Below are 12,673 nucleotides of genomic sequence, written 5' to 3'. Positions count from 1 at the left end.
TCATCAGTTTTAATTGACCGTCACTGTAGTTAAATCATACTACTTTTTGAAGTGCGGAATGTGGGTCTTAATGTTGACACACAAAAAAGGTTTGGTGGTTAACCAAACCTCGCTATAAATCCAGTGCATAACAACATCCCAAAGTAATTTAACCTGTCTGGTTTTGTGGCTGCATCTTCCCAGAGGATGTATGCAAATATGCGAAAAACTGATAATAGATGATCCGGTTGCCAAAAATTCAGTTATTACCCCAAATAAAAAAGGACGGGGGTTATCCCGTCCGCACTAATAGCTTGAAAGTGGCAATACACCTTGGAATATAAAAAAAATAGTAGAAATAACATTCAATAGGTTGTCAGGATTGTCAATGACATCAACAATAAAAACGGTAATTTAAACCGTGTAAATTGTTTGATTCATAGATTAATCTCTGCAATTTTGATCAATATAGCACAATTAATTTTTCAGTTTCTGCCAAAATGGCAAATATTACAATGACAAAAGAGACGGGTTTTAACCCGTCCAAGGTATAATAATGAAAAACATCTTGGTAATTTCTGTAATATATCAGGTTACTTTAGTGGATGATTGCCAAAATGCCAAATAGCTGGTGATTGATGATCGGTGATTGGTAATTGGAAACTAGCGTAATATCCAGATACCCGACTTCTGTCAAAAGTCGGGTATCTAGCTTTTCAACATTTTATGTTTAATTATGTTGATCTACTTACCAGTTTGCTTTTAAAGCAAAAATTTTCTCAATGATATCTTCTACAACTTTATCAGGTGTAGAAGCTCCAGAGGTGACACCAACAACTATTTCTCCTTCCGGTAGCCAGTTTTCTGCTATTGTCAATTCTCCAGTTAATTGCCGATGTTCGATGGCGTTAGCTGAGAGAATACGCTCAACGCTATCAATGTGATAGGAAGGAATATTGCGGTCAAAAGCTATCTGTTGTAATTGTGTAGTATTCGAGGAATTAAATCCACCAATTACTACTATTAAATCTAAATTGTGTTCGACTAATTCCAACATGGCATCTTGTCTTTCTTGGGTAGCGTCGCAGATGGTGTTGAAACTTTGGAAATGTTGATTTAATGCAGCGGGTCCATATTTCTGCATCATGGTTTTCTCAAAGAGTTTACCAATTTTTTCGGTGTCACCTTTGAGCATGGTTGTTTGGTTAGCAATACCCACTTTTTCTAAATCTTTGTCAGGATCAAATCCAGCAGAACAAGCTTTAGCAAACTTGGTTAAAAATTCCTCACGGTTGCCACCATTGAGGATATAGTTAGCCACATATTCGGCTTCTTGTAAATTCAAAACAATCAGATATTTACCTGCAAAGGAACTGGTAGCAACGGTTTCTTCGTGTTTGTATTTACCGTGAATAATTGAGGTAAATTCGCCTTTTTTGTGTTTTTCAACTGTGTTCCAAACTTTGGAAACCCAAGGACAAGTTGTATCAACAATTTGGCAACCTTTATCATGTAAAATTTGCATTTCTTGGACGCTGGCACCAAAGGCGGGCAGAATGACTACATCACCTTGATCGACAACAGAAAAGTCCTTTTTATTAGCTTCAACAGGAATAAATTGGACTTCCATTTCTTGCATCCGTTGGTTCACAGAAGGATTGTGAATTATTTCGTTGGTGATCCAGATGCGTTCTGTGGGGAAGTGCTGACGAGTTTCATAGGCCATTGCTACGGCACGTTCTACACCCCAGCAAAATCCAAATGCTTGTGCTAGTCGGATAGTAACATTACCTCTTTGAAGGATGTAGTTGCGATCGCGTATCTCTTGAATTAAGCTACTTTCATACTCAGACTGCAACTGAGTGGACACTTCTGCTTTATGTCCAAATCCTTTCCGATTGTAATTTTCTGAATGTTGGAGGCTACGTTTAAAAGCTTTGGTATCCATTTTGTGTTGTCTGCTAAAATCAATATTTCTTATTTTCTCTTGCCAAGACACAATTCAGTTAATGTGGTGATTGGTGATTGGGGACTGGGAAAGAAGGCAATAGGGAATAGGGAATAGGCAATAGGCAATAGGCAATAGGCAATAGGCAAAAGCTAATATTGTCCGATACAAAAAAGCTAACTAATGCTAACAAAAGTTGGCTTTTTCTTCCTGTTTAACCCTAGAAGTGTCGGCACTATCTAGTTCACAGGCTAACACGATCAATCTGACCGCTTCTTGTTTTAAATTAATCGCAGCGTTTAAATCTCTGTCAATCTCAAAGCCACAGTTATCACATTTAAACACTCTTTGAGATAATGACAGTGATGATTTCTTTTCTGTCACCTGTCACCTGTCACCTGTTCCCTATTCCCTGTTCATTGTAAATCTGCAATGCAGTGCGCCAGACTGTGTAACCTTGGGAATTGAGGTGTAAACCGTCGGTGCTAAGTTCTCGACGCAGATCACCTTGCTTGTCAGTGAACAAGGGATGTAAGTTAACATATTTAATTTTTTGTTGATTCGCTATTTTTTCTAGTTCCTCATTTAACTTGCGAATACGACTGTTAGGAATAGCTAATAGTTTTTCCCGTCCTTCCCAAGTTGCTTCTTCTCCCCCATGTGGCAAAATCGACTGTAGAACAATTTTGGCTTTGGGGTGTTTTTTCCGTAGATAACGGATGATTTGTTTTTGATTGGCTAAAATTTCTTCATCACCTACGCCGCGAATCATGTCATTAATGCCAATCATGATTAAAATGACTTCTGGTTTGGTACGGTCAAATAACTCTAATCTTTTTAATAATCCTTCGCTAGTTTCACCAGAAATTCCCTGATTTAACCAATTTTTGCCTTCTGGCAATAAATCAGGTGGAAACCATAAACTTAAAGAGTCTCCAGCTAATATGGTTAATTTTTCTGGCGGTTTTTCGGCTGCTACTTTGGCTTCTTGTTTAAGAATTTTTAGCCATTGTTGGTAATTTAGTTTATGACGTGGTCCTAACTCTGGTATGAAAGCTTGGTTTTGAGGGTTGAGGTTGACTGGTTGTGGGGGAGTGCTAGTTGCAAAGGCGGTGGTCAATTTCTGCTGTCGCCAAATCAGTAAAATGATGGCTAACATCAGGATACCATTTGTCACCAGTAAGAAAAATCCCCAGATTGGAAATGGTTTTGCGGAAGTGGACACGATTAAAAAATTAAAAATTCAAAATTAAACCTTGAAAATTTATTCTGTGGTCAGTTAATGCCGAGTAAGTTCAATTTACATCAAGTTTACAAAAATTTAGTAATTTGGCCTTTGAATCTTAAATGATAAAGTCCCCAAATTCTTGAAGAAGCTGGGGATCTCACGGACTTGCAAATAAAAAATAACCAATTGTTGAGTAAACAGGGGAGGTAGAATGATGGGGAGATGGGGAAGATTAATAGCCCAGTCACCAGTCACCAGTCACCAGTCACCAGTCACCTATCACCTATCACCTATCACCTATCACTATAAACGTTAATGCGATCGCCAAACTCGGAGTTATAACCTTCTTCTCCGTGTTCGTGGATATCTAAACCTTGGTTTTCTGCTTCCTCTTTTACACGCAGACCAATGGTAGCATCAATAAATTTGAGGATGATCCATGTACCAGCAGCCGCGATGATATAAGCTATGGCGATCGCTGCCAATTCTACAAATATTTCCCCAAAATTACCACGTAATAGCCCATCTTTCCCGCCTGGGTTGACTTCGGTACTAGCAAAGATGGCGGTTAAAATTGCTCCTAATGTTCCACCCACACCATGTACAGGATAGGTGTCTAAGGCATCATCTACATTCAATTTGTGCTTGAAGCTTACAGCATAAAAGCAAACAAGAGAAGTAATAGAACCTATTAATATTGCTGCTAAGGGTGTGACAAATCCTGCGGCGGGAGTAATACCAACTAAACCTGCTACTGCACCTGTAGCAGCACCTACGGCGGTGGGTTTTCCTCTCAGGGTTGCTTCTAAAATTAGCCACATTAACGCACCAGCGGCGGCTGAGGTGTTGGTAGCAACAAAGGCTACTGTGGCAATACTACCCGCAGATAAGGCGCTACCAGCGTTAAAGCCAAACCAGCCAAACCAAAGTAAGCCAGCACCTAATAAAATGAAGGGGACGTTATGGGGTGGACTCAGACGATCTGGGTGGTTTTTCCGAGGTCCGAGAACTGTGGCTGCTACCAGTGCAGAAACTCCTGAACTAATATGCACTACTGTACCACCAGCAAAGTCAAGAGCGCCTAAACCACCGTATAAGCCCAAAAATCCACCTTTTGCCCAGACCGCATGCGCTAGGGGTGTGTAGATAAAGGTTGACCACAATAGCACAAATAAGCAATAAGCGCGGAAACTCATCCGTTCGGCGATCGCCCCAGAAATTAAGGCTGGAGTAATAATTGCAAACATGGCTTGATAAATCATGTATGCTTGATGGGGTATTGTTCCCGCATAAGAAACTATTTCTTCCGGGGCTGAACCTTGCAAATATCCGCTTGTTTCTAAACCGACACCGTTTAACCCTAACCACTGTAAGCCACCGATGAAGGGTAAACCAGGAGCAAAGGACAAACTATAACCCCACAAAACCCAGGTGACTCCGACAATGGCCATCAACACAAAACTCATCATTAAGGTGTTGAGGATATTGCGCGATCGCACAAACCCACCATAAAAAAATGCTAATCCAGGTGTCATCAACAATACCAGTGCCGATGAGATCAGCACAAATGCCGTATCTCCAGTATCAGGAGCAGTTGGTGTATTTGTTCCTTGGGCTAAGGCATTACCCATGAGTGGGAATACTAACAAACATAGGGTTAAAACCCCAATCATCACAAATTTCTTCAACACTTGTTTTTGTTCCTATGCACCGAATTACTTCACATTATTTATTGTAATAACGTGATTTTTGATACCATTTATGTTTTGAAAGTTACTCAAATTTCCTTTTGGGAGAACCTTAACAAAAAAATAATATTCATTATAGTTTCTAATCGTAATAGTTTCTAATCGTAAACATAGAAATTTATTTATGTATTATTTGCATAGTTTAATGTAAAAATTTGCATTATATATTTATATATATATATATAAGACTTAGACAAGATTTACACAAGCAAAAGTATCGATAATAACTTCTACTATATACAAAGTAGTAATTCATATTACAAATTACGAGGCAGCATCCCAATTTTCAAAAAATAACCACAGCAACACTAAAAATCTCTTAAACTTTCTTACCTTTGTGTCCTTTGCGCCCTTTGCGGTTCAATCATATTAAGTCTTGGGGCGTATTATTTCCATAGATAAAAATAAATTTACGCATTTGGGATGCTGCCAATTACGAATTACGAATTACGAATTACGAATTATTAATGACTTCAAATCTTGAATAACTGCGGTAGCAGACTGATAGCGATCGCCAAAATGATAACAAACCATTTTATCTAAAATCCTTGCTAATTCATCGCTAACATTAATTCTGTTTCGCCACATAATATTACCAGTTTCGGGATTTGCTGGTAGTTCTTGGGGAGGTATACCTGTAATAGCTTGAATACCAATCATACCTAAAGCATAAATATCACTACATAAGCGGGGATGACCGGCAAATTGTTCTGGTGGTGAATAACCTCTTGTGCCGATAGCAACAGTAGCTAATTCCGTTTCTCCTTCTATTCGTGGTTGAATTAATTTGACAGCACCAAAATCTATTAACACCAAGCGATTATCTTGAGTACGTCTGATAATATTTGTAGGTTTAATATCCCGATGAATTACACGGTGTTGATGGATAAATGATAAAATTTCTAAAATTTCTTTCAACATATCTACAACATAAGCTTCACTTTTAACACCTGTTTCTGGGGGTAGTTCTTCACTTAAAGTATGTCCAATAATATATTCTTGAACTAAATAAAATTCTTTATTCTCTTCAAAAGAAGCAAACAATTTAGGAATTTGATCATGTTTTCCCACTACTGCTAAAATTTCCGCTTCCGTATTAAATAATCTACGGGCAACGTCCATAAATCTTGTATCTCTACGGGCGGGCATTAATTGTTTAACTACACAAATAGGATTACCTTTTTGTTGTGTATCTTCTGCTAAATAAGTACATCCAAAACCACCAGAAGCAAGGGTATTTAAGATTTTATAACGCCCTGCTAAAAGTAAATCATCAGTTTTGAATGTTGATATTTCTGAAAAATCAAAGTTGTTAAAATCCGATGGCAGTTGTGTCGATTGATCCAATATTAAGCTGATTTGAGCAATAGCTTCTTGTTGTTTTTCAACTTGCAGCAGAATAGCTTGATTTTGTTTTTGAGTTTGATAAGTCGTGTAACCCATGACAGCAACACTAGTAATAACTAAAGCTAAAGAAGGAGTAAATAAAGGTATCCATATTGCTTGCAAATACAAACCAGCCGCAATTCCTACAATACTAACAATAATAAAAAATTCTACTATTATTAATAGTAAAGGATGTCGCCATTGCCTTGCTACAATAGCACCTACAATAGAACAAATCCAAATCCATAACCATTCATAAGTATCTGGAAAGTAATATATTATAGGTCTATTATCGAGAACTGCACTAATAATTTGGCTGGCTATTTGGGCATGAATAAAAACACGAGGCATTCTCGCTGGTTGGTCTGATAAATTGCTATAAGGTGTATAGTAACCAGGATGTACACTAGCGGCAGTAGTTCCAATAATTACTAAGCGATCTTTTACCCAATTGGGGTTAACTTGATCTGTGAGAACTTGTGTGAGAGTAACTTGTTGGGCTAGGTGATTCGGGTGACGGTAATTTAATAAAATTTGATAGCCATCGTCATCTGTATCTTGATAATTACCTGCGTCTTTATATAAGCGGGAAAATATAGTTTTACCTATTTGTAATTCTTGTTTTTCAGTAAAGCTATATTCAATACCTTGTTTTTCTAAATAAATAATAGCTAATAAAGCAGCAAAGGAAAATCTAGTTTTACATTGATGATCTTCTGTTGTATAATCAACAAATAATAAACCACGACGGATAACTTGATCAACTGCGTTATCGGTCACTACATCATCAAAACCGATGTTATCTATAGGAAAATTGGCAGGTGGGGCAACTTCTGATCTGTCAATATTACTTAATAAACAAGTGGCAATAATTTGATTTTGCTTTTTGAGATTAGCAGCTAAATTTTTTTGTTCATGGCGATAAATATTTAACCCAATGACACGGGGTTGATAAGACTCTAATTTTTTTAGTAATTTATTAATAGTTTGATCGGATAAAGGCCATTTTTCCCTGTTCAGATCCTCTTGAGTAATTGTCACTAATAAAATTCTGTTATCAGGAGGTTCTGGAGGGCGCGAACGCAACATCTGATCATAAATGCTTAACTCACTATTTTGTAACCATTTAAGTTCACTTATTACCCATATTAAACTTGTCACTACTAGACTACTAAACAGAATAATTGATAGGAAATTAGGGACACTAAAAGTTAAAGGTGAACGTTGATCTTGCAGGAGAACAGCACGGATTTTTACTAAAATTTCATTAATCACTGTGGAAATAACCTAGTTTGTTGACACTCTCCGGGCTAAGACCGGGTAGATTATACATTCTACGTCAGAATTTGCTTCCTTCAACTTTCAATACTGTGGCTGATTTGAGATCAGAACTTTTGTATTATCAATAGACCTCTTGTAGTCATTAAATCTGTATAACTTGAAACCTGTTCTAGAGACAATTTATGAATTGTCCCTACCATAATTTTCACAAGATGTGTAATATGATATCAAGTTCTAAAAGCTAAAATTGAAACCATGCAAATCAAACTGATTTCCGAAAATAAACTGACACAGGAGCCAGAAGAACAGGTTTTTAACCTGCCAGTAGCTATCGGACGAAAAATGACCCAACTTCCTGCGGTTATCAATGGTGAAACCGTTGCTCCTGTAGTTTTATTAGACTCTAATAGAGAAATTTCTCAGTTTCATGCTCAAATTACCTTAGAAAACAATCAGGTTTATTTAGAAGACAAAAGTACCAATGGTACTAGAATCAACGGTCAAAAACTACTTAAAGAACGTCGGACGTTAAAAAGTGGGGATATACTGGGAATAAGTAATTACACTATTACCGTTATCCTCCAGAGCGATGACGATGCTACCATTGTATTTGAAAGTACGTCTGTATTTGAAAATACGTCCACAATTTTTAACCCCCAATCTGAGATTATTCCTGCATCTAGGGTGCAGAAATCAACAGATTCTCCATCAACTATCATCTTTAATCCTTATACAGATGCTTTAGAACAGCAAACTCCTAACGCTCTACCTAGTCAACCCGCGGGTTTTCCCTATAATCTCAACTTTTGGAATGCAGAAAAAGTTTCCTTAGAAGCTATTCGTCGGAGTGGTGTTTCAGTCAGAGAAACAGAATATGTAGCCTGTGGGGGAGGAATGGGCAGTTTTGTTTGGGTGGATATGTTGAGAATTGCGGGAGTTAAACCAGAAAATATTAAAGTTTTGAGTGTTCAAGACAAACCTTATAAACGCTATGAAAGCCTACTGAGAAACTGTCAAATTCCCCGATATAAAAGGATTCGTTCTGGTTCAGATTCCTGTCCTGATAATATTTGGGGGTGGCCAGGATATGCTTTAAGAGATGCTTGGAGATCCTTCTTTTCTGGACAAGTTGGTGCAGCTTTAGGATTTTTGTGGCAAGTTTTCGCCGAACCTGTTTATGCAGATACTTACACCCCTCGCGGTAAAGATGTATTTGAGTCTATGGATAGGGAAGGCGATCGCATTGGTTGGGGTAAAATGTTAGAATATGGCAGTATTCGCAGTCTACGACAAACAGAAGACGGGCGTTATTGTATTGCATATTCCACTTCTGATGAAGAAGACGGAAATCACCAATTTTTATTAGCTAAATACGTCCATCTCTGCACAGGTTATCCCGCAATTAAACTATTACCAGACCTGGAAAAATATCGTCAACAATATCCCCAAGAAACAGGAAATAAGAGAACTGTAGTTCAAGGTTATGAACCCCATGATCATATTTACCAACAATTAGAAAAAAAAGGCGGTACTATTATCCTTCGAGGGTCAGGAATTGTCGCCTCACAAATATTAGAAAGACTCTATGAAGCCCGAAAAATGAAACATATTCAAGTAATTCATTTAAACCGAGAACCGCGCAAAGGTAATCAATTTGAGCAAGCTAAACGCTACGTAGAAAATGACTGGGAATTTCAACCTTTTAACTGGCCAAAAGGAACTTGGGGCGGTGATATGCGAACAATGCTAGAAGCCGCTGACCCGTTAAGACGACGGGAATTATTACAGGCTTGGGGGGGAACAACCACAGCTAGTCGCAAAAAATGGCGCGACATTGTTCGTCAAGGAATAGCCAACAGATGGTATGAAATTCGTCATGCTGAAGTCAGCAAACTAGAACGTAATTCCCAAGGTCAAGTTGTTACTCATATAAACACTGCCAAAGGTCCAAAAACCCTAATTGCTGATTTTGTGATTGACTGTACAGGATTAGTTTCTAACCCTTTAGAAAGTCCATTTTTAAAAGACCTAATACTGCATTACGACCTAGATTTTAACCCAGAAGGACGTTTTCATGTAGAAAACAACTTTGAAATCAAAAAACTGCGAAATAATCGTTCTCGCATATATGGGGCAGGAATTATCACCTTAGGCGGTCCCTACGCCCCCGTAGACACATTTTTAGGACTACAATATGCTGCCCATCGTTCTATCGAGGCTTTGGCGGCTGTAAAAGCTCCAGGAGTCCGCTATATTCAAGGAATTTATTCCCTTTGGCAATGGTTAAAATGGGCATTGAATCAAAAGCCTTAATTGCTTTCAAAAACCTTAATTTACATTATTTCTAACAACACTTCTAACCACACTTTAACCACACTTCTAACAACATTATGACTCCAACTTTATTCGGACGCTGGCAAACGCGAATTTTTTTATTAGCAACAGTGGGAATGTTAGTTTCCCTGCTTTTTTATCAAGGATATTTAGGCATTGCTTCCAACTTAGTTTACTTTTGGGTTGTGTTTTATGTAGGTTTATTTGGCATAGCTTGGGATATCCTATACGATTTTCTGCAAAAATATCTCTGGGACCATGACTGGCCGGGAATATTTCAACTTTATGCAGGAGTTATAGAAGGGGTATTTCTAGGTTTAATAATTGCCAATATCGGTTTACCTCATATTCCTAAAACCGAATTTCACCTAACCAGATTTATTTCACATTATGGTTTAGTGTGGTTAGCAGTTTACTTATCTGCTTGGGTAGTCATGCGGTTATTATTTCCCCGGTGGCGTTTTCGCGGTGGCGAATGGATAGGTAAATGGCCGAGAATTTCTTAGAAATTAATTCTTGCCACTTTTCCATCTTTCTATTAGACTTGTGGTAACAATTCATGTAGAAACAATTCATGTAGAAACAATTCATGTAGAAACAATTCATGAATTGTCCCTACAAGGAGTTTTATATTTCGCTAGAAAAATAAACATTTCTATGAATCACCAACACTTTCTCGCCTTCATCACATCTTCAATATTCATAGTAGGATTAGCTTCAGGTTGTAGTTCTGATTCTACCAACGCAACCCTAACTTCCAGCCTTAAACCTACTGATAATAGTAATTTTGATCCAAATGCTATTCAAGGGCAAAATATCCCCGCTAATGCCCCTTTAAAACTCGCTAGTAAAGTGTTCAATGTCCAAGACTCTTTTGTTTTAAAAGGTTTTGATGCCGTTGCTTATTTTCAACAAGCAAAGGCAATTCCAGGTAATAGTAATTTTACCCACAAATGGCAGGATGTAAATTGGCGATTTTCCACAGCCGAAAACCGCGATTTATTTATTAAAAATCCTGAAAAATACGCTCCTCAATATGGAGGATTTTGTGCTTGGGCTGTCAGTAGAGGATATACTGCACCTATTGATCCTAATGCCTGGAAAATTGTCAACGGTAAGCTGTACTTAAATGTTAATTTAGACACTCAAAAACGCTGGGAAAAAGACATTCCTGGAAATATTCAAAAAGGTGATCAAAATTGGCCTGGTATAGCCAAAAAAATTCGTCGTTAATGAGTATTTAGTCCTACTTTAGATCCCCGACTTCTTAAAGAAGTCGGGGTTCTGGGTATATTAGACCTCTCCAAAATATAATGTATTAATAATGTATTAATTTGTCATAAGTTGTAGGGGCGAAGCTTATGGGCGATAATTTAACGGAAAAATCAGACATCTATATATTCCATAAGCTTCGACCTGCCCCCATAAATAAGTTCCATAATGTCTTTTCTGGAGATATCTATTGGGTATATTATATATGTTGGGGTCTTAAAATCTGATCATTAGGAAAGGGTAATTTAAGCTTCTGCTATAGCAGGGAACAGGGAATAGGGAACAGAGTTGAAAGTCATGAGAGTGTATAGTTTTTTAGGTAAATTCTGTATCTCATTCAAGTGCATACCGCTATATTTCTGTATCAGGTAATACTTTATCTATGTTTTGTAGGTCGGGTTAAGCAACAGCGCAACCTGACGTTTATGTTAGGTTTTTTACTCATACCAACCCACAAATTTACTACAGGTATACTACACCAACTGCCTAACAGGTAATGAAATCCCCAAAGCCTAATAAATCGGTTATTTACTTCTTGATAAGAAATACTTATAATCTTGTATAACGCTTATGGGTTATAGTCTAGAGAAGAGAAATACTCCGCAACACCCCCCAAACCTGAAACCCCATCCCCCCCACCACCCGGCAGGTGTCCTGTTGGTGCATTTGTACTAAAGGTGTAACTATCGTAACTGAGCCAATCACCATTTTTTCTCCAACCAACGCGATCGCCCAACTTTCTATAAGTATCGAAATCAGGTTCTCCATCTAACTTACCACCCAACTCCAGCCAAATTTGCTTTTGTACAGAAAAGCCAAATTTGCCATTGCTATATTTTACCCATAATTGATCCATTTTCCGCAATTCCTGTCTGGGAAAATTTTTCACATCTTCAATTCTTAACCATCCTTCCCTTTCTCGTTTAGTTAACTTTAGCATCAAGTTCCAAGTTTCTAAATCTGCATCTCGCCATTTTCCTGCTTTTAATAATGCTTCTAATTTTTGAAATATAACAGGTGTAGGTTCATTTGTAAGACTAGGATTATTACGAGGGGTATTAGCTTGGGTGTTATCTGGAATATTATTTTGAATATTACTAATTAAATTGGGGAATTTTTCCGTGGGTATTCCCTGAACCCCATCTCTTGCTAACCCGCCTTCACTTCTGCCAAATTCAGCCTTACCATAAATACCAATTACTTCTCCCTGGTCGTTTAATATTGGTCCCCCACTCATCCCCGGTCTTGGACTTGCACTTAAAAATAAATCATATCCCAGATTTTCTCCCGTTCCTCTAGCTGTAATTTGGGATGTTAAAAAGAAGTAATTTCGCTGTTGACTATTTGTGTTAGAAGGAATAGGAAATCCAGAGTTATATACCGTTGCACCTTCTTCAACTGTCCGAGAATCAGCAATTTTAGCAACGGGATAATTTTGGGAACTGGTAAATCTAACTAAAGCTAAATCTAATTTTCCCACAATTTGAGCTTTGTTTT

9 protein-coding genes are annotated in these 12,673 nt (G+C 37.7%); 3 read left to right on the top strand and 6 right to left on the bottom strand.

Features of this window, described 5'->3' with window-relative positions; genetic code table 11:
- Nucleotides 1-727: 727 nt before the first annotated feature.
- From H6F47_RS14330 to H6F47_RS14310, 5 genes are all read right to left on the bottom strand, one after another.
- Nucleotides 728-1,927, bottom strand: a complete 1,200-nt coding sequence (locus tag H6F47_RS14330) for a 4-hydroxy-3-methylbut-2-enyl diphosphate reductase (RefSeq protein ID WP_137666691.1) — start codon at nucleotides 1,925-1,927, stop codon at nucleotides 728-730.
- 186 nt (nucleotides 1,928-2,113) lie between these two features.
- Nucleotides 2,114-2,311 (bottom strand): transposase, encoded by a 198-nt coding sequence (locus H6F47_RS14325; RefSeq protein ID WP_236104002.1) that lies wholly within the window; start codon nucleotides 2,309-2,311, stop codon nucleotides 2,114-2,116.
- Nucleotides 2,312-2,321: 10 nt separating this feature from the next.
- Nucleotides 2,322-3,152, bottom strand: coding sequence for an SGNH/GDSL hydrolase family protein (locus tag H6F47_RS14320; protein ID WP_347237740.1), 831 nt, complete (start codon nucleotides 3,150-3,152; stop codon nucleotides 2,322-2,324).
- 296 nt (nucleotides 3,153-3,448) lie between these two features.
- Nucleotides 3,449-4,846: an ammonium transporter gene (locus tag H6F47_RS14315; protein WP_137666693.1), complete on the bottom strand. Its 1,398-nt coding sequence runs from the start codon at nucleotides 4,844-4,846 to the stop codon at nucleotides 3,449-3,451.
- 504 nt (nucleotides 4,847-5,350) lie between these two features.
- Nucleotides 5,351-7,564, bottom strand: coding sequence for a CHASE2 domain-containing protein (locus H6F47_RS14310; protein ID WP_190649685.1), 2,214 nt, complete (start codon nucleotides 7,562-7,564; stop codon nucleotides 5,351-5,353).
- A gap of 261 nt (nucleotides 7,565-7,825) precedes the next feature.
- On the opposite strand from H6F47_RS14310, the gene H6F47_RS14305 reads away from it, so the two are divergent.
- The 3 genes from H6F47_RS14305 to H6F47_RS14295 all read left to right on the top strand — a co-directional run bounded on the left by H6F47_RS14305 (nucleotide 7,826) and on the right by H6F47_RS14295 (nucleotide 11,137).
- On the top strand, nucleotides 7,826-9,883 hold the full coding sequence (locus tag H6F47_RS14305; RefSeq protein ID WP_190649683.1) for an FHA domain-containing protein: 2,058 nt from the start codon (nucleotides 7,826-7,828) through the stop codon (nucleotides 9,881-9,883).
- Between the two features lie 77 nt (nucleotides 9,884-9,960).
- Nucleotides 9,961-10,410, top strand: coding sequence for a hypothetical protein (locus H6F47_RS14300; RefSeq protein ID WP_190649681.1), 450 nt, complete (start codon nucleotides 9,961-9,963; stop codon nucleotides 10,408-10,410).
- 40 nt (nucleotides 10,411-10,450) lie between these two features.
- Complete coding sequence (locus H6F47_RS14295) at nucleotides 10,451-11,137, top strand: YHS domain-containing (seleno)protein (RefSeq protein WP_347239085.1); 687 nt, start codon at nucleotides 10,451-10,453, stop codon at nucleotides 11,135-11,137.
- A gap of 607 nt (nucleotides 11,138-11,744) precedes the next feature.
- Here the strand turns inward: H6F47_RS14295 and H6F47_RS27350 are convergent.
- Nucleotides 11,745-12,673: GUN4 domain-containing protein (locus H6F47_RS27350; protein WP_199291171.1), on the bottom strand; the 929-nt coding region annotated here is incomplete at its 5' end.

The sequence above is a fragment of the Sphaerospermopsis sp. FACHB-1094 genome (assembly GCF_014696195.1).
In the GTDB taxonomy this organism is placed as follows: Bacteria; Cyanobacteriota; Cyanobacteriia; order Cyanobacteriales; family Nostocaceae; genus Sphaerospermopsis; species Sphaerospermopsis kisseleviana.
The sequence above is the reverse complement of the archived record's forward strand: the minus strand, read 5'-3'. Positions and strand labels throughout refer to the sequence as shown.

Bases quoted from the DNA above. Each gene is read 5' to 3' on its own strand.
- H6F47_RS14330 (WP_137666691.1), bottom strand. From the start codon at position 1,927: ATGGATACCAAAGCTTTTAAACGTAGCCTCCAACATTCAGAAAATTAC.
- H6F47_RS14305 (WP_190649683.1), top strand. From the start codon at position 7,826: ATGCAAATCAAACTGATTTCCGAAAATAAACTGACACAGGAGCCAGAA.
- H6F47_RS14300 (WP_190649681.1), top strand. From the start codon at position 9,961: ATGACTCCAACTTTATTCGGACGCTGGCAAACGCGAATTTTTTTATTA.